This is a genomic window from Pseudomonas sp. Irchel 3A18 (assembly GCF_900187465.1).
Lineage (GTDB): Bacteria > Pseudomonadota > Gammaproteobacteria > Pseudomonadales > Pseudomonadaceae > Aquipseudomonas > Aquipseudomonas cichorii.
This window is the reverse complement of the sequence record NZ_FYDI01000017.1, coordinates 73,888-92,306: the sequence shown is the minus strand read 5'-3', so window position 1 is coordinate 92,306 and position 18,419 is coordinate 73,888. Positions and strand designations below refer to the sequence as shown.

The following is an 18,419-nucleotide window of genomic DNA, read 5'->3' as shown; positions in this document are numbered from 1 at the left end:
CGTACAGCGGCTGACAGGCTTTTCGGTCATTCAGGTGGGAAATTGCAGCGCATTGGTCAGGTCGCCCATGGGTGCCTGGCCACGGGCTGCCATGGCGTCGTCGCGACGCTTGAGGCCATCGAGCTTTTCCAGGCCATGAATGCGGGTGATCAGGCGCAGGATCGAGGCGGTGTCGTAGACGGTGTGGTCCACGGTGCCTTTACGGGCAAAGGGCGAGACGACGATTGCCGGGATGCGTGTGCCGGGGCCGAAGCGGTCACCTTTGGGGGGCGCGACGTGGTCCCACCAGCCGCCGTTTTCGTCCACGGTGATGACGATCACCATGTTTTCCCACTGCGGGCTGTTGCGCAGCACTTTGATGACCCGGTCGATATGCCGGTCGCCGGAAGCGACGTCGGCGTAACCGGCGTGCAGGTTCAGGTTGCCCTGTGGTTTGTAGAAGGTCACGGCCGGCAGATTGCCGGCTTCGGCATCGGCCAGGAACCTGTTGGTGCTCGACTCATCGCCAAGACCGCCATCGCGCAGGCGCTTCTTGCGCTCGGCCGGGTTTTGCGGGCCTTGTTGCTTGAAGTAGTTGAACGGCTGATGGTGGTACTGGAAGTTGGGGATTTTCGGGATGCCGGTGGAGTCCTTGAATTCGTCCAGCGTGACTTGCCAGGCACCTGCATACCAGGCCCATTCGACGTCTTTCTTCGACAGCTTGTCGCCGATGTGGTCGTGGATCTGGGGCACCAGCACGTTGGCCAGGTCCGGTTTGGAGTAATCCGGGTTCTGCGGATCGCGCAGCCAGGTCGGCCAGTAGGGCGGGGCGAGGGTGTTGACCGCGTAGCCGTCTGGCGTGAGCGCGCTTGGGCCGAATTGTGGCGGACCCTCCAGGGCGCTGGCCGGGGATTTATCCAGTGGCTTGAGGCGCGGGTCCAGCGGGTCGTCGCTTTGCAGGGTGGCGATCTGGGCCTTGGCGGCAGAGTTGGCGGCGTCCGGGTAGAACGGCGCGGTAGCCGAAATCAGGTACTGGTGGTTGAGGAACGATCCGCCGAAAGCGCCCTGGAAGAAGTTGTCACAGAGCACGAACTCCTTGGCGACGTCCCACAGGCGCAGCGAATACTGGCTTTGCGGGTAAACCCCCATGGTCAGCCCGCCCGCATCGGCCCAGGCCACGAAGCGGTCGTTCTTGCCTTCGTTGATTTGCATCTGGTTCTGATAGAACACGTGCCACAGGTCGCGAGTGACAAGGCTCAAGGGCAGGTCTTCGCCACTCGGGCCTTTGAGCGGGAAGGGCGCGTTGTGCAGGTTTTCCTGATATTGCACGCCAGCGGCGTAGGTGACGCCATCGACCGTCTGCGGCCCGAGCTGCAAGACGCCGCCCCAGGCCGGCGGCAGGGTCTTGAGTAAAGAGCCGTCGCGGTCGTGTTGCTGGTAGTCGGCAGGCTTGAGGGCCGAGAGTGGTTTTTCGACGCCGGGGAAGTCAGCGAACAGGTTATTGAAGCTGCGGTTCTCGGCGTAGATGACGACGACGGTCTTGATGTGGTGCTTGAGTGCCTTGTCCAGCTCGGTGCCGGTCAGGCGTCTTTCAGTGCCAGAGGCGTTTTTTTCGCTGGCTGTGGCGTAACCGCTGAGGGTGACGCCTGCGCCCAGCGCCGCCATTCCTCCCAGAAAACGGCGACGGCTGGGGTTGGTTTGTGAGTCGTCGTCTGGTTTGTTGCTCATGCGGATTACCTGCTCGCTTTAATTGTTACTAAAGATTTCCGAGAGCGTATCGAGGCTATATGACGATATTGCTACAGGAGTGCGTGCCGGGAGTAGGTGCGGCGATTCTTCATGGAGCGGGAGCTGTTGTGTACCGATCGATGATCCGCTGGATCTCTCCCGAGGCCTTCATGCGCGCCAGGGTGTCGAGGATTTCCTGCGCGGGGATGTCCGGGTCATTGCGCACGATGCAGCCGGTTTCCTGTTCGCTGATCCTTGAAACGGTCTTGAGGCGTTTGTGGTCGGGCAGGTCGCGGTTGATCCAGTCCATGACCAGTTGGCTGGCAATCGCGTAGTGATAGCGACCGGCGATGAGTTTGCGCAATGCATGTTCCTGGCTGCGTGCGTCTTCGCGAACCAGTTTGTGGTTGGCGAACAGATGATCCATGGTCGGGTAGCTGTACCCCAGCACGGTACCGATGGTTTCGTGATCGAACTGATTGGGGTAAGGGCCTGCCGCGGTTTCGGCTGATGCGATCAGCAGGTCGCGCTGATACATGAACGGCAGGCTCCACAGATAATCCCCCGACAGCTCCGGCACCCAGGCCTTGGCGGTGTAGCAGCGCACATCCACTTCGCCGTGCTCCAGCGCTGGCTGAACGCGCAGACGTGGCAGCACGTGGTACTCGGCGGTTCGGCCTAACTGATGCGTCAGGCTCTGCATGATGTCGAACAGGATGCCGGAAGTGGGCTGGTGGTTTTCGATACGGATCAAGGGCATCGACCAGCTTTCGGCCACGGAAAAACGCAGCGTGGGGTCGGCGGCGCTGATCAATGGGCTGAACAGAAATGAAATGCACAACAGAATCGGGTTTCGACGCATGGGGGGCCCCAGCCACAGCCGCACTATGCGGCTTTTAAAAGACCGTATACAGAGTACCCTTGCACTTCATTCGTTCAGCTCGTGGTTGTGCATCCGCTAGTGAAATCCATGACTATCCTGACGGCTCTGAGGGAATGTAGCCGCGTTTTGCGGATAACGCTCTTAACAGGCGTTTTTACATGCTATGTCTACTCCTTCCCCCGGTGTGTCCATGTCCTGGAGCCCGGTCTGAACCTCAACCCAGCGCCTTGACCCGCATCGTTCTCCTGAGCATCGGTAATGTGAACAACACCAGCAGCACAGCCGCCGCCGACAGTGCCAGGGGCAGGCCGTGAGCACTGGTGGTCATCGCTGCGCCGCTGACCAGTGGTCCAAGCAGGCTGCCTACCCCCCACAAAAAGCCGGCGCTGGCATTCGCTGTGACCAGATCCTGACCTTTGAAGCCTTCGCCGATCAGAATGATTGCCAAGGTGTAAACCCCGCCTGCAACGGCCCCGAGTACGATCAGGCTTGGCCAGAGTAGCAAGGGATGGTTCATCAGCCATGGCAGGCACGCCCCGATGGTCAGAGACAGAACTCCGCACCCCAGATAGACCAGAGGCCGGGCAATTTTGTCTGATAGCCAGCCCAGCGGAAACTGCAGAGCGGCATCGCCGAGCAGTATTACCGTCACCATCAGTGCTGCGAGTTTGATGGTGTAACCGTGTTCGGCGGCATAAACCGGAAACATCGACAGGATCACGCTATCGAAGAACGAGAAGAAGATGATGCCCATGCAGAGCGCCGGTGCAACTTGAATGAAGCCCAGCACCGAGAAGGTCTTGCTTTCCGAGTGTCCGTGCCAGATCACTTGTCGGGGCAAGGTGAAGCTGATCGTCCCCAGTGCCAGAATATTCCCGAGCACCACCACACCGATTACCTGTAGTCCTGCGGTGCCAAACATGGCCACCATGCCTGGTCCCATCACCTGAAAGATCGTGAAGCAGGTGGTGTAGATCGCAACGATCCTTCCTCGATGGGAGTCCTCGGCGATTTCATTGACCCAGGATTCTCCGATAATGATGATGAGCCCTGCGGCCACGCCCATCACCAGCCTGGCCAGAGCCAGGCCGTAGAGCGTCGATGCGAATACCTCGATGGCTGCAACGCTGAGGGCCGATAGCGCGAAGCACCCCATATAGATGTGTCTTCGGCTCAAGCGCTGGCTGACCCAGTCCACCATAAAGGCCGACAATATGATGCCGGCCGCTGGCAGTGCAGACATCACACCGATATGAACGCTCGAAGCCTGTGCCTGATAAAGGCGCAGTGCAACCACTGGCACGGTCGAACCGATAGTCAGGCCGACGATGGAAACTCCCAGTATCAGAGCCGCCAACAGTACTTTATTCATCAGTCATACCCCGGGCCTGCTGTCGTCCAGACAACCCATTCATGCTCCAGCCGCCACAAGATGTTCGTGGATGTCACGTTGCGGTAACGTCGGTTTGGCAATCCGGACACCGTTCACGTAGAGGCAGGACGCCGCAACCCCGTGACCGCCGTAGGGGTTATAGCCTTTCTCCACCACATGCAGGTCGGTGTTTTTGAGTACGGTTTGCGTATCATGTTTTCCGCGTGCAACCAGCTCATCGATATAGTGGCTGCTGCCAAACAGTGACACGTACATTGAATTGGGCGAATAGAGCGGGTGTTCGAAGTAGCTCGCCAGTTCTGCGTCTTCGTCATAAGGTTGAACGAAGAATACCGGGGCAAAGAACTCTTTGTAATTGCCTCCCAGAGACAACGGTCGTTCAAACACGGTAGGACGTATCAATCCACTGATCGGGTTGATTTCACCTCCGTATGTGCAGTGCTCCCGATACTCCTTGAACATCTTTACCACTTTCAGGGTGTGATCAGGATCGCTGTTAGGTCCCACAATATTCTCTTTGCAGGCGTAATCCCCCACATGTCCCTCGCATTTGGACAACTCTTCACGCAAGCGATGAATGAATTCGGCATGGATATCTCGGTGTACCAGAATGCTGTTGGGACCTGCGCAATCCTGCCCCTGATTGTAAAGCACCACTCGCAGGGCACTTTCGATGGCGGTGTCGATCGAGGCATCGGCAGCCACTACCAGTGGGTTATGGCCCGCTCCGTTGAGAATGAACAAGGTGCGCTTGAGGTAAGACTTGCGCACCTTGGTCGCGTTTTCCGGTGTGCCGGTAAAGATCACCGCATCAGAGATAGCCGCAGTCTGGCTGACGAATGTCTCTTTATCTGCGAAAGAGATGTTCAGGTTCGGGAAAAAGCGCGCCAACTGCAGGGGTTCCAACAACTTTTTATAGTGCGAGTGCATGGCGGTAGGCGGTCGAAGCCAGGCTTCATCAGCCATCAATGAAGGAACGATGCCAAAGCATGTCGTTGCATAGATCGGTTGGTTGAGTGGCAGATAACTTGTGACGCAATGCACCTTGCGCTCAAAGAACGGGCTATTGAGTTCCAGGTTCTCCAGAAGCTCGACACAACGTTCGATTTCATCCACCGCTACGTTGTAGCACTCGAACCCTGAAAGGCTCTCGGCAATCGCTTCTTTATTGTCTCGAAGATGCTGTGCAAAGGCTGCAGCACGTGCCTTGACTTCCAGAAAATCGATGGCCTCCAGAACTCGTCCGCTGCCTGATGCAGGCACAAGAAGGGCCGAGCGCTGGATGTCATGCGACTCGGTAATGGCTTGATTGACTTGCGTACTCATGGTTTCACTCTCCCTGTGATTAATTGCCTGTTCGATCCGTGATTCGAGTTCCATACAAAAAGCCTGCACGCCCATGCGAGTGATGTATTCCTCCAGCCGTGGTCCGCTTTCCTCACCGAACAGGCAGGCATAGAGCATCCGATAAGCCATGTCGTGACTGGGGGCGCCAACCTGATCAAAGAGGTGTGTAAGGGGTGTATCCGCCATGGATTTGTGATGCAGTGACAGTTGTTTGAATTGTTCTGACAGTCGATACAGGAGTGATTCGGCGTACTCATTGATCAGGCGTGGCTTGAAGCGCGGGGCAATCCGTTCCTGATAGTAGGTAAACGCTTTCTGTATAACGTGGGTGAAGGTTTCATCCGCGAGAATGTCCTGCCGGATTTTTTCGTGCTTGAGCAGGTAATGGTAAGCCGCGTCAATATCACCGGGATGGCAGGCGGTCAGGATGTTCAGTATCCGCTGGTAGGTGGAGAGACGTTTGCGATGAGTCGGTTGGCGGTGGAAATAAGCAACCGGGTTGTCATTGTCTCCTGCTACCAGTCGTGCATGGTCGGCACAGTAATTGTCATACGCTTTGATCGACACCTGTGGGTGAAAACGGGTCGTGCGGTAAGGGTTGCTGAACATGAAATGCTGCAACGCTTCTTCAGGCATGTACTTGCTGACTTGTTCCAGCGAGAAACCGTTGCCTTTGCTTTTGGATATTTTCTTGCCGGCAATATCGGTAAAGAGCCCGTACTTCATCAGGATCGGAGCTTGTACTTCCAGAACTGCGCAGATATCACGCACGGTATTCGCGGAGTCCGTCAGGTCCTCGCCATGCATTTCAAAAGAGATATTGCGGTGAATCAGGCGCATTGCCCAATCGGCTTTCCATTGTAATTTGCAGTGTCCGTCCAATACCGACGTGGTGATATCTTCGCCAATTGGCTCATCGGTGTAGTATTCCTGAGAGGTAATACTGTACTCCTCGCCGGGTCTATTGATCAGCAGATCCGGGGGAATCCGGTACGTTATCTCTCCTCGCTGAAGATCCACGTTCCGGACGACCAGATGCTCAATGATCCGCCCGGAAAATCGCGACATGGGCATGAACATGCTGTAGCTCTTTCTGCGGGTGATCCCCAGACGTGATGCCACCACCTGATTGATCGACTCCATTCGAGCGAGAAACTGTCGAATGGTCGAGTTGTAGTAGCCGGACCGATAAAGGGTACTGTTTTCTAACAGTTGATAATCCAGCCCATAGGGGGCCAGTGCATGATCAAGTCGGGCGTTGATACCTGCCGACAGACTTCTCGCGTTCTCGAACGGGTCGGGAATATCGCACAATGGCAATCCCAGGCAGCTCTGTAGAGCCTGTGGCTGAGCAAAGGTCGCAGGCACTTTCCTCAGGGCGTCCATATCGTCGGAAATAATAAGAAGCCGGGTTTCCTTGCCGGAGATTCGTTCAAAGGCTGTTCTGACGATGCTGACGCGCAGCACCTCACACAAGGTTCCGATATGCGGCAGTCCGGAGGGGCCAAACCCCGCGCCGAAGGCAACGGTTTCGTTGTTATCGGCAGTTCTTTCCTGAATTTGTCGAGCAAGACTTTTCCACCACATGCAATGAACTTCCTGTTTGATGCAATTAACCGTCCCCCGCAGGACGTGATGTAAAAAGCGATGAAGTCATCGCTGATAGGCACGGCAAAGCCCTGAGTCGCTATCGGAAGGTTGTAAGACCCGAATGGCGAGTGGGTGTTTTTCAGAGGGGAGGCGAGAAGGTAAAGGCAAAAAGAATGCAGCGACGACTGTTCGTAACCTGGCCATCCAGCCAGGCCATGTCCTTGTGGGCGTGCATCAGATATAACGACGGGTTCACTATGGAAAGCGACATGAGAGATATCAATAGTCAGATAATTGCCCATACGTCTATGCCATATGGGCAGTATTCAATTACAGGCAGATAACCGTAAACCTGAACAACCTGTTGTCTGCCAACCCTTGTAAAATGCAGCGTCCTGATCTGGTATTGATGCTTATCGTGAGTGCTCTCTTCTTGAGGGCTTACGATAAGTTGTCCGAGCTTACGCCAGCCTTTTATTGAAATTCAATCCCTGCACGCCAGGAAACTTTCAACCAGTGACTAATTCATCTTGCCCCCCCTTGTGAGCGCGTTCTTTATTCGTCTCTGCATCACGCGCAAGGCAGGTGCGCGTTTTCAGACCTGGGTGAGAAACGCCGTACGAGCCAGATAACCCATGAGACCAGATGCAATTTTGCTCTTGCTCCGCTAGCATTAGCGGTCTTCCGCTTCCCAGTTGCGACGGTTTTCAATGAGTTATCAGGTTCTTGCACGTAAATGGCGTCCGCGCTCGTTCCGCGAAATGGTCGGCCAGACCCATGTGCTGAAGGCCCTGATCAATGCGCTGGACAGCCAGCGGCTGCACCATGCCTATCTGTTCACCGGCACCCGTGGCGTCGGCAAGACGACCATTGCGCGGATCATCGCCAAGTGCCTGAACTGTGAAACCGGCATTACTTCAACGCCTTGCGGTACCTGTTCGGTCTGTCAGGAAATCGACGAGGGCCGTTTTGTCGACCTGATCGAGATCGACGCCGCCAGCCGGACCAAGGTCGAGGACACCCGCGAGTTGCTGGATAACGTCCAGTACGCACCGAGCCGCGGGCGCTTCAAGGTCTACCTGATCGACGAAGTGCACATGCTCTCCAGCCACTCGTTCAATGCGTTGCTCAAGACCCTCGAAGAGCCACCGCCTTACGTCAAGTTCATCCTGGCGACCACCGACCCGCAAAAGCTGCCAGCCACGATTCTGTCGCGCTGCCTGCAGTTCTCGCTGAAGAACATGACCCCCGAGCGTGTGGTCGAACACTTGAGCCATGTGCTGGGTGTCGAGAATGTGCCGTTCGAGGACGACGCACTCTGGCTGTTGGGCCGTGCGGCTGATGGTTCGATGCGTGACGCCATGAGCCTGACCGATCAGGCCATTGCTTTCGGCGAAGGCAAGGTCATGGCCGCCGATGTGCGTGCCATGCTGGGCACACTGGACCATGGTCAGGTGTTCGATGTGCTGACGGCCTTGCTGGAAGGCGATGCACGCGGGCTGCTGGAGGCCGTGCGTCACTTGGCCGAGCAAGGGCCTGACTGGAATGGCGTGCTGTCGGAGATTCTCAACGTCCTGCACCGTGTGGCAATTGCCCAGGCGCTGCCCGAGGGTGTCGACAACGGTCACGGTGACCGTGATCGCGTACTGGCTCTGGCACAGGCGCTGCCTGCCGAAGATGTACAGTTTTATTACCAGATGGGCCTGATTGGACGTCGCGATCTTCCTCTGGCGCCGGACCCGCGCGGCGGCTTTGAAATGGTGCTGCTGCGCATGCTGGCCTTCCGTCCTGCCGAGAGCGCCGATGCGCCGAGACAGCCGCTAAAGCCAGTGGGGATCAACCAGGCCGCAGTTGATTCCCGACCTCCGGTGGCAGTTGCCACTGCCGTTGCCCCGGTTGCTCCCGTCACGCCCGCTGCTGCGCCCGCACCGGTTGTCGCGCCTGCGCCTGTCGTTGAAAAGCCTGCGCCCGAGCCCGTGCAGCCGCCTGTTCAAGAGGCTGCGCCGGTCGAAGAAATCGATCTGCCATGGATTGAGTCCAAGGCCCCTGTTGCCGAGCCGGTGCCTGAGCCTGTCGCTGAGCCAGAGCCAGAACCCGTGCTTGAAACCGTGGCCGAGCAGCCCGAGCTGACGCCAATGCCCACGCCCGAGCCGGCCAGCCCGGTGCCGGACGCGCCGCAGGTCCAGCAGCCCGAGCCGGTGGCTGAGCAGCAGGTGACACCGGGCATGCTTGAGGCCATTCCGGATTCGGCCTATATGTCGGCCCCCATGGATCGCGACGACGAGCCGCCTGCGGATGACGACTATGTAGAGCCGGATATCGACATCGATCCTGCTTCCTATAGCTATCTCGATGAGCTGGCCCACGAAAGTGTCACCGAAGCCGAGGCATCGGAGCCCGAGCCAGAACCCGCTGCGATGCCGGCCACGGGCCTTGCGCTGCAATGGCTGGAAATGTTCCCGCAGTTGCCCATTTCGGGCATGACAGGCAGCATCGCCGCCAACTGCACACTGATCAAGGCCGAAGGCGATAACTGGCTGCTGCACCTGGACCCTGCCCACAGCGCCTTGTTCAACTCGACTCAGCAGCGTCGCCTCAATGATGCGTTGAACCAGTTCCATGGCCGCACGATCAATTTGAGTATCGAGCTGATCAAGCCCGAGCAGGAAACCCCTGCCCAGGCGGCGTCTCGCTTGCGTGCCGAGCGTCAGCGTCAGGCCGAGGCTTCGATTCATGCCGATCCGTTCATCCAGCAGATGTTGCAACAGTTTGGCGCAGTGATTCGGGAGGATACGATCAAACCCGTGGACGCTCCCGTAGCGCAGGCTCATTAACTGACGGCTCGACGCTTGTGGCGTCGCGCAAACGAACCATCCATTTTCGAGGAGATATCCCATGATGAAAGGTGGCATGGCTGGCCTGATGAAGCAGGCCCAGCAAATGCAGGAAAAAATGGCCAAGATGCAGGAAGAACTGGCCAACGCGGAAGTGACCGGCCAGTCGGGCGCAGGCCTGGTGAGCGTGGTGATGACCGGTCGTCATGACGTCAAGCGCATCACTCTGGATGACAGCCTGATGCAGGAAGACAAGGAAGTGCTGGAAGACCTGGTTGCCGCTGCCGTCAACGACGCCGTGCGCAAGATCGAACAGGCCAGCCAGGAAAAGACCGCCAGCATGACCGCAGGCATGCAACTGCCGCCGGGCATGAAGCTGCCTTTCTAAGGCCTGTTCTCTGCACCGATCAATGCCAGGCCCAGTGCCTGGCATTTTTTTGCCCTGCTTTTCGCGAATGAATTCGCTCCTGCCGTGGGAGCGAATTCATTCGCGAAGAGGCACGGGACGGCATCTGTGGCAGGTATGGTTGACGCTCATTGCAAGGCGCGGGTATAAACCGCGTCTTGTGTTTTCGTCGGACCTTTCTCCATGAGCTTCAGCCCCCTGATTCGCCAATTGATCGATGCCTTTCGCGTCCTGCCGGGTGTCGGTCAGAAAACCGCTCAACGCATGGCGCTGCAGCTGCTGGAGCGGGACCGCAGCGGTGGCTCGCGCCTCGCACTGGCATTGAGCCAGGCCATGGAAGGTGTCGGTCACTGCCGTTCATGCCGTACCCTCACTGAAGAAGATTTATGCCCGCAATGCGCCGACCCTCGTCGCGACGACACGCTGCTGTGCGTGGTCGAAGGGCCGACGGATGTCTATGCGGTGGAGCAGACGGGCTATCGCGGGCGTTACTTCGTGCTCAAGGGCCACTTGTCGCCACTCGATGGGCTCGGGCCTGAGGCGATTGGCATTCCGCAATTGCTGGAGCGCATCAACGAGCAGGGCACTTTCACTGAGGTCATTCTGGCCACCAACCCGACGGTGGAAGGTGAAGCCACAGCGCATTACATTGCCCAGTTGCTCAACGACAAAGGCCTGATTGCCTCACGCATCGCCCATGGCGTGCCCTTGGGGGGCGAGCTGGATCTGGTGGATGGCGGGACACTGGCGCATTCGTTTGCAGGGCGTAAGCCGATAGCGTTGTGAGGTTTTTCGCGAATGAATTCGCTCCCACAGTAGGAGTGAATCCATTCGCGAACAGGCAATTACTGCTCGTTCAACGCAAAGCTGGTCAGGCAGAACGTCGGGATATTCATGTCGACCAGACGCTGAGAACCGCCCAGTTCCGGCAGGTCTATGATGGCTGCGGCTTCGTGAATGTGCGCGCCCATGCGGCGGATCAGGTTGGCCGCTGCAATCAGGGTGCCGCCTGTGGCGATCAGGTCATCGAACATCACCACCGAGTCGCCATCGCACAGGCTGTCGGCATGCACTTCCAGATAGGCTTCGCCGTATTCGGTCTGGTAGCCCTCGGACAGCACGTCTGCCGGTAGCTTGCCCTGTTTGCGGAACAGGATCAGCGGCTTGTTCAGCTCATAGGCCACGACCGAACCGATCAGAAAGCCACGCGCATCCATGACACCGACATGGCTGAAGTCGGCGTCGATGTAACGCTGCACGAAGCTGTCGATCACCAGGCGGGTCGCCTTGGGTGACTGGAAGAGCGGGGTGATGTCGCGAAAGACCACGCCTGGCTTGGGGAAGTCCACGACTGGGCGAATCAGGGATTTGAAGCTCAATTCATCGAAAATCATTACATATGATCCGGGGGCAAGGTTGGCCGGTAGTTTAAGCCGACCCGCTCCGGATCGCACGTTTCAACTTTCCATTGCCCCGCCAGCCAGGGCACAGAGCTGGATCGGGTCCAGAATATGGATCTCCTTGCCTTCGGCCGCAATCAGCTGATTTTGCTGGAAACGGGTGAATACGCGGGATACGGTTTCCACGGCCAGACCCAGGTGATTGCCGATTTCGTTGCGGGACATGCTCAGGCGGAACTGGTTGGCCGAAAAGCCTCGTGCCCGGAAGCGTGCCGACAGGTTGATCAGGAAGGTCGCAATACGCTCGTCGGCGGTCTTTTTCGACAACAGCAGCATCATTTGCTGGTCATCGCGTATCTCGCGGCTCATGACGCGCATCAGTTGCCGACGCAGTTGCGGGAGCTTTACGGACAGTTCGTCGAGACGCTCGAAAGGGATTTCACAGACCGACGTGGTTTCCAGGGCCTGGGCTGAAACCGGGTAAGCCTCGGAGTCCATCCCGGACATGCCGACCAGTTCGCTGGGCAGGTGGAAGCCGGTGAGCTGTTCTTCACCGCCGTCACTGATATTGAAGGTTTTCAGGGCGCCGGAACGTACGGCATAGACCGAAGAGAAGGTATCGCCCTGGCGAAACAGGAATTCGCCTTTCTTCAGCGGGCGGCCACGCTTGACGATTTCGTCGAGGGCATCCATGTCTTCCAGGTTCAACGACAGCGGCAGACAGAGCGGCGCGAGGCTACAGTCCCTGCAATGGGCCTGGGTATGAGCACGCACTTTGACCGGCTCGGACATCACTTAATTCCTTGTGGGAAATCACACATAGGTCGTAAGGGTAACTCACGCACTGTGGCTTAGACCAGTGCGCGAAGTGTTCTCGGGTATCAAGGTTGTGTTGAATGTGTCGATAAACTTACACAGCTCTAACCTTTAAGCAGGTCTTCTCATGTCGTTGTCAGGTCCGATCATCGGCTCCATCAATATTCACACTCCTGCGGTTCAAACACCGGTCGCTCCCGTTCAGTCCGAAACTGCGGCGCCTGTGAAAGAAACGAAGGGCATTGAGGTGAATCTGTCGAGTGCAGGCAAGGCTGCGGCGTCTTCGTCGTCGAAAAACTCGGATATCGAACAGAGCGGTCTTCCTGAGTCGGTCCAGAAAATTCTCAAGGCTATTCGCGAACTGCAAAAGAAAATCGCGGAAACCATGGAGAAGATCCAGGAAGTGCTCAACGACAAGACTCTGAGTTACGACGAACGCCAGACCCGTGCCACTGCACTGCAAACGGTGCTGGGCATGTTGCAGCGGCAGGTGAGCAACTCCACCGCTGACATGGCCAATCTCATGAACCAGATGCAGGCCAGCGATGCCGACAAGGTCAAGGCCGGGGTTCTGGTCATGGCCAAGATGTAAGGGTTCATATCACCCGTGAAAACCGCTGACGGTTCTGCTGGTTCAGATAGCTATCGAACACCATGCACACCGAACGCACCAGCAGACGACCGGCCGGCAGGACATTGATGCCGGTTGCGGTCAGCTCGATCAGCCCGTCCTGGGCCATCTCGGTCAGTTGCGGCCAAAGCCCCTCGAAATAAACTCTGAAATCGATGTTGAAGGCGTGTTCGATCTCGTTGAAATCAAGGTCGAAATGGCAGATCAGTTGCTGGATCAGGGCACGTCTGATCCGGTCATCCTCTGTGCAGACCAGGCCCCGCTTGGTTGCCAGTTGGTCGCTGGCCAGCAGCCCTTGATAGTCGTTCAAGTCACTGCTGTTCTGGCAATACAGGTCGCCGATCTGGCTGATCGCCGAGACGCCCAGGCCAATCAGGTCGCAATGGCCGTGGGTGGTGTAGCCCTGGAAATTGCGCTGCAGGGTCAGTTCTTCCTGGGCAACGGCCAGTTCGTCATCGGGCAGCGCGAAGTGGTCCATGCCTATGTAGCGATAACCGGCCTTGGTCAGTTGCTCGATGGTGCGCTCCAGCATCAGCAGCTTGGTTTCCGGGCTGGGCAGATCGGCGTTGTCGATGCGCCGCTGGGGCATGAAGCGTTCGGGCAGGTGGGCGTAGTTGAAGACCGACAAGCGATCGGGTTGCAGGCTGATGATTTCGTTGACGGTATGGGTGAAAGCGTCGAGGGTCTGTTTGGGCAGCCCGTAGATCAGGTCGATATTCACCGAACGAAATTGCAGGGTGCGTGCGGCTTCGACGATGGCGCGGGTTTCTTCCAGGCTTTGCAGGCGATTGACGGCACGCTGGACGGCCGGGTCCAGGTCCTGCACTCCCAGGCTGACACGGTTGAAACCCAGTTCGCGCAACAGGCCCATGGTAGACCAGTCGGCTTCCCGCGGGTCGATTTCGATGCCGTAGTCGCCTGAGTCGTCATCGAGCAGGTTGAAGTGGGTGCGCAGTTTCGTCATCAACTGGCGCAGTTCGTCGTGGCTGAGGAAGGTCGGCGTACCGCCACCGAAGTGCAATTGCTCGACCACCTGACCAGGGGCGAGGTGGCTGGCCAGCATCTGGATTTCCTGTTCAAGCCGCTGCAAGTAGGCCTGGGCACGACCCCGATCCTTGGTGACCACTTTATTGCAGGCGCAGTAGTAGCAAATGTTCGCGCAGAACGGGATATGAACGTACAGCGACAAGGGCCGCACGGCCTTGCGGCTGTCACGCAGGGCGTGAAGCAGGTCGAAGGCGCCGACTTGTGTGTGAAATTGCACTGCGGTCGGGTAGGACGTGTAGCGCGGTCCTGCCAGGTCGTAGCGGCGGATCAGATCTGAGTCCCAACGAATGGCGTCGAGCATGCGGGCATTCCCCCGGATAGGCTGGCAATGCGAGTGAGTCTACGGAGCTGTCTGTGGGCGGGTGTTGATGTGCGTCAAATACGCGCGCAGGGTGATCACAGGACTCTGTGTGTGCCGCTCAGTGCCCCATGAGCCAGTGCTGATGCGGGCCGGGCAGGGTCCACAGGCCGAACAGGATCACCAGCAGGCCACCGGCCATGCGGATACCGCGTTTGCGCAGCAGAGTCGTGGTGCGCTCGGCGGCCAGCCCGGTGGCGAGCAGCACGGGCCAGGTCCCCAGGCCGAAGGCGAGCATGAGCAAGGCGCTGTTCATGGCATTGCCCTGGCTGGCCGCCCACAGCAAGGTGCTGTAGACCAGCCCGCAAGGCAGCCAGCCCCACAGTGCGCCCAGCAGCAAGGCGCGTGGCAGGCTCGATACCGGTAGCAGGCGGGTTGCAACGGGTTGAATATGGCGCCAAAGGCCGCGCCCCAGGCTTTCGATGCGGGTCAGGCCGCTCCACCAACCCGCGAGGTACAGGCCCATGGCAATCAGCAGCAGGGCGGCGATGACCCGCATCGCCATGGCCAGCGGGCTGTTGGCCACGGCCCAGCCTGCCAGCCCGAGCAACAGGCCGGCGCAGGCATAGCTGAAGATGCGTCCCAGGTTGTAGGCCAGCAGCAGGCGAAAACGGCGGCTGCGTTGTTCTTTGGGAATGGCCAGGGTCAAGGCGCCCATCAGGCCGCCACACATGCCCAGGCAATGACCACCGCCCAGCAGGCCGAGAATCAGGGCGGACAGCAGCAGGGGAACGAGTTCAGGCATCGGGCTTTGTCTCGTCCTGCTTCAACGGCGTGCTCTTGCGCACGGCCTCATCCTGGGCGGCTTGATGGTTGGGGTCCTGATCGTCGAACAGAATGCTGTGGGCCGGACCTTCCATGTCGTCGTATTGCCCGCTGTCCACCGCCCAGAAAAACACATAGATCGCGATGGCGACCAGCAGCAGCGCTGCGGGGATCATGATGTAGAGCGCGGGCATAAAGCCTCCGGAACCGGCTGTCGAATGACGGACGCAGGCGCCTTGGTCGTGGGCAGACGGGTCAGGCGCAAGGCGTTGAGCACAACCGTCAGTGAACTGATGGACATGCCGACCGCCGCCCAGACAGGTGTGATCCAGCCCAGTGCCGCGAACGGCAGCATGAGGCCATTGTACAGCCCGGCCCACAGCAGGTTTTCGATAATCACCCGGCGAGTGCGTCGCGCCAGACTGAAGGCTTGCACCAGCACCTGCAAGCGATTGGACAGCAGCACCGCGTCGGCGCTGGTTTTCGCCAGATCCGTGGCCGAGCCCATGGCGATGCTGATATCGGCGGCGGCCAGCACTGGCACGTCATTGACGCCATCACCCAGCATCAGCACCTTGCGTCCCTGTTTGTGCAGTTTTTGCAGCATGACCAGTTTGTCGTCCGGGCGCAGGCCGCCGTGGGCTTCGTCGATGCCCAGGTCAGCGGCAACGCTGGCAACCATGGGGGAGGTGTCGCCGGACAGCAGCAGGGTTTTCCAGCCCCGAGCCTTGCAGGCCTGCACAAGCTGGCTGGCATCCTCGCGCAGTCGGTCATCCAGAACCAGCCATGCCAGCGGCGCTTGGGTATCGCCCAGCAGCAACCATTGGCCCGCTTCATCAGGCATGGCCGGAATCTCGCTGGCGCTCAGGGCGCAGACGAATCCCGGTTGGCCAATGCGCAGTCGATAGCTGCCGACGGTACCTTCCAGACCAAGGCCCGGTGTGCTGTGAACGTCTTCTGCGGCAAGTGGTGCGCGTCCGAATGCCCGGGCGATGGGGTGTTCCGAGCGGTTTTCCAGGGCGGCGGCCAGACTCAGGCAGGTATCGGCATCCAACTCGCCAAGGGGTTTGATGCTGCGCAGGGTGAGTCGGCCTTCGGTCAGTGTGCCGGTCTTGTCGAAAATCACCGTGTCGATCTGGTTCAGGCCTTCGAGCACATGACCGCGGGTCAGCAGCAGGCCGACTGTGTGCAAGGTGCCAGTAGCGGCGGTCAGGGCGGTCGGGGTTGCCAGTGACAGGGCGCAGGGGCAGGTGGCGACCAGCATCGCCAGGACAATCCAGAAGGCGCGGGCCGAATCGATCTGCCACCAGCACAGGCCGATGACGGCGGCGGCGATCAGTGAACCGAGCAGGAACCATTGGGCTGCGCGGTCGGCGATTTCTGCCAGCCGGGGTTTTTCCGTCTGGGCGCGCTCCAGCAGGCGCACGATGGCCGAGAGGCGGGTTTCATGGCCCAGCGCCTGGACATGAATCGTGAGCGCGCTTTCGACATTGAGCGTGCCTGCGGTCACGCTGTCGCCTGTGCTGCGCGGTTGCGGCAGGTATTCGCCGGTCAGCAGCGATTCATCGACGCTGGACTGGCCTTCCAGCACCTTGCCGTCTGCCGGGATGATTGCGCCTGGGTGTACCAGAATCCGGTCGTTCAGATGCAGTTCGCTGAGCAGGATGCGTTGGGTCTGGCCGTTATCGTCCAGCCGCAGGCAGGAGGCGGGCAGCAGGTTGATCAGTTGGGCGGTGGCGGCGGCAGTACGTTCCCGCGCACGCCGCTCCAGATAGCGACCCGCCAGCAGAAACAACGCAAACATGCCGGCCGCATCAAAATACAGCTCGCCGGTGCCGGTGATGGCCGTCCAGATGCCAGCCAGATAGGCGCCGCCTATGGCCAGCGACACGGACACATCCATGGTCAGGTGGCGAGTACGCAGGTCGCGCAGGGCTCCCCGAAAGAAGGGCGCGCAACTGTAGAAAATGATGGGGGTGGTCAGGAACAGCGCGACCCAGCGCAGAATGGTGTGCATCTCGGGGCTGAGGTCGATATTGAATTCCGGCCATGTGGCCATAGTCGCCATCATCGCCTGGAACCACAGCAGCCCCGCGACACCCAGTTGGCGCAAGGCCAGTCGGTTTTCTCTGGTCAGTTGCTCGGTGGCGCGATCAGGCTGGTAAGGGTGAGCGGCGTAGCCGATGTTGCGCAGTTCGCTCAGCAACTGGCTCAGTGGAAACTGGCTGTCAGCCCAGCGCACATGCAGGCGGTGGCTGGACAGATTGAGCTGCGCCTCGGCGACGGCGGGCAGGCTGCGCAGATGACGCTCGATCAGCCAGCCACAGGCCGCGCAACTGATGCCCTCCATCAGCAGCGTGGTTTCGGACAGCTCGCCTTCATGGCGCACGAAGGGTGCCTGCACATCGGGGCGGTCATACAGTGCCAGCTCATCCGCCAGTTGCGCAGGAAGGCTCTCGGGGTTGATCGAGGTGTCGCTGCGGTGGCGGTAGTAACTTTCCAGCCCTCCGGCGACGATGGCCAGCGCTACGGCCTGGCATCCCGGGCAGCATAGTTCGCGGGTTTCCCCGAGCACCACGGCAGTGAAGCGACTGCCCGCCGGCACCGGCAGCGCGCAGTGGTAGCAGGGTGTGGTCATGGTCTTTTAAGTGTTGCCAAGTCAGTTTGGTACCTGGGGAGGCAACTGCCATGCGTCCGATCTGCTCCCACCTCAATTCTTCCCTTGCAACGGTTCATCGCCCAGGTTCAGCGATGCAGTGTGGTTGACCTGCTCCTCCTCGAACAGACGCCAGGTCTGGCCGTTTTCGGTACCCAGCAGTTCAACGAAGCGACGGCCTTCGATCCTGTCCTGCAACTGGCCGATGTACCGGCCGGCTTCGGTCGGGCTGCGGGTCAGGAAGATACGACGGTCCTTGTCCGGCTGGGTCGGGGAGATCAGGTTCAGTTCCAGGCGCTCGGGCTGGCTGTTGCCGCTCAGGTGCAGCTCGGCTTCACCGGTCAGGTCGTCCAGATGGATGCTGGCGCGCACCTTTAGGGTCTGGGCCAGCAGTTCGCGGTTGAGCGAGCGGTTGATGCCTTTGCCAGCTTCGTAATAGTTGTCGTTGACCAGATTGTCCGGGTTATTCACGGCAATGGTCACCATGGACAGGCTCAGGGTCACCGAGCAGGCCAGGATGCCGATGATGATCCATGGCCAGCGGTGTCTGTACCAAGGACTTGAAGCGAGTGCGACTGACATGGCG

The 18,419-nt window shown here is 59.1% G+C and carries 15 protein-coding genes; 4 read left to right on the top strand and 11 right to left on the bottom strand.

Annotated features, from left to right (window positions below; all coding sequences use genetic code 11):
* Positions 1-30: 30 nt before the first annotated feature.
* The 4 genes from acpA to CKW23_RS23140 form a co-directional block, all read right to left on the bottom strand.
* Positions 31-1,707 (bottom strand): acid phosphatase, encoded by a 1,677-nt coding sequence (gene acpA, locus CKW23_RS23155; protein ID WP_095068405.1) that lies wholly within the window; start codon positions 1,705-1,707, stop codon positions 31-33.
* 109 nt (positions 1,708-1,816) lie between these two features.
* Complete coding sequence (locus CKW23_RS23150; RefSeq protein ID WP_025259304.1) at positions 1,817-2,569, bottom strand: ABC transporter substrate-binding protein; 753 nt, start codon at positions 2,567-2,569, stop codon at positions 1,817-1,819.
* Between the two features lie 235 nt (positions 2,570-2,804).
* Positions 2,805-3,962, bottom strand: coding sequence for an MFS transporter (locus CKW23_RS23145; protein ID WP_025259305.1), 1,158 nt, complete (start codon positions 3,960-3,962; stop codon positions 2,805-2,807).
* Between the two features lie 39 nt (positions 3,963-4,001).
* On the bottom strand, positions 4,002-6,917 hold the full coding sequence (locus tag CKW23_RS23140) for an aldehyde dehydrogenase family protein (RefSeq protein WP_025259306.1): 2,916 nt from the start codon (positions 6,915-6,917) through the stop codon (positions 4,002-4,004).
* 713 nt (positions 6,918-7,630) lie between these two features.
* Between CKW23_RS23140 and dnaX the strand changes: the two genes are divergently transcribed.
* From dnaX to recR, 3 genes are all read left to right on the top strand, one after another.
* Positions 7,631-9,754 carry a DNA polymerase III subunit gamma/tau gene (gene dnaX, locus CKW23_RS23135; RefSeq protein WP_025259307.1) on the top strand — a complete coding sequence of 708 codons (2,124 nt, stop codon included), beginning with the start codon at positions 7,631-7,633 and terminating at the stop codon, positions 9,752-9,754.
* Positions 9,755-9,815: 61 nt separating this feature from the next.
* Positions 9,816-10,142 (top strand): YbaB/EbfC family nucleoid-associated protein, encoded by a 327-nt coding sequence (locus CKW23_RS23130; RefSeq protein WP_025259308.1) that lies wholly within the window; start codon positions 9,816-9,818, stop codon positions 10,140-10,142.
* A 201-nt stretch (positions 10,143-10,343) separates the two neighbouring features.
* Positions 10,344-10,946 carry a recombination mediator RecR gene (gene recR, locus CKW23_RS23125; protein ID WP_025259309.1) on the top strand — a complete coding sequence of 201 codons (603 nt, stop codon included), beginning with the start codon at positions 10,344-10,346 and terminating at the stop codon, positions 10,944-10,946.
* Between the two features lie 59 nt (positions 10,947-11,005).
* On the opposite strand, the gene CKW23_RS23120 is transcribed toward recR, so the two are convergent.
* Complete coding sequence (locus CKW23_RS23120) at positions 11,006-11,554, bottom strand: adenine phosphoribosyltransferase (protein ID WP_025259310.1); 549 nt, start codon at positions 11,552-11,554, stop codon at positions 11,006-11,008.
* A gap of 63 nt (positions 11,555-11,617) precedes the next feature.
* Positions 11,618-12,352, bottom strand: coding sequence for a fumarate/nitrate reduction transcriptional regulator Fnr (gene fnr, locus CKW23_RS23115; protein WP_095068403.1), 735 nt, complete (start codon positions 12,350-12,352; stop codon positions 11,618-11,620).
* 151 nt (positions 12,353-12,503) lie between these two features.
* On the opposite strand from fnr, the gene CKW23_RS23110 reads away from it, so the two are divergent.
* Positions 12,504-12,968 carry a hypothetical protein gene (locus tag CKW23_RS23110; protein WP_025259312.1) on the top strand — a complete coding sequence of 155 codons (465 nt, stop codon included), beginning with the start codon at positions 12,504-12,506 and terminating at the stop codon, positions 12,966-12,968.
* A 4-nt stretch (positions 12,969-12,972) separates the two neighbouring features.
* Here CKW23_RS23110 and hemN read toward each other — a convergent pair whose 3' ends face one another.
* From hemN to CKW23_RS23085, 5 genes are all read right to left on the bottom strand, one after another.
* The gene (hemN, locus tag CKW23_RS23105; RefSeq protein WP_025259313.1) at positions 12,973-14,355 is read right to left on the bottom strand and encodes an oxygen-independent coproporphyrinogen III oxidase; all 1,383 of its coding nucleotides are present in this window, start codon (positions 14,353-14,355) and stop codon (positions 12,973-12,975) included.
* A 118-nt stretch (positions 14,356-14,473) separates the two neighbouring features.
* Positions 14,474-15,157, bottom strand: a complete 684-nt coding sequence (locus CKW23_RS23100) for a sulfite exporter TauE/SafE family protein (RefSeq protein WP_025259314.1) — start codon at positions 15,155-15,157, stop codon at positions 14,474-14,476.
* Complete coding sequence (ccoS, locus tag CKW23_RS23095; RefSeq protein ID WP_025259315.1) at positions 15,150-15,371, bottom strand: cbb3-type cytochrome oxidase assembly protein CcoS; 222 nt, start codon at positions 15,369-15,371, stop codon at positions 15,150-15,152. Before ccoS ends, CKW23_RS23100 begins: the two co-directional genes overlap by 8 nt.
* Positions 15,350-17,815, bottom strand: a complete 2,466-nt coding sequence (locus CKW23_RS23090; RefSeq protein ID WP_095068401.1) for a heavy metal translocating P-type ATPase — start codon at positions 17,813-17,815, stop codon at positions 15,350-15,352. Before CKW23_RS23090 ends, ccoS begins: the two co-directional genes overlap by 22 nt.
* A 72-nt stretch (positions 17,816-17,887) precedes the next feature.
* Positions 17,888-18,415 carry a FixH family protein gene (locus CKW23_RS23085; protein ID WP_095068399.1) on the bottom strand — a complete coding sequence of 176 codons (528 nt, stop codon included), beginning with the start codon at positions 18,413-18,415 and terminating at the stop codon, positions 17,888-17,890.
* Positions 18,416-18,419: the final 4 nt, after the last annotated feature.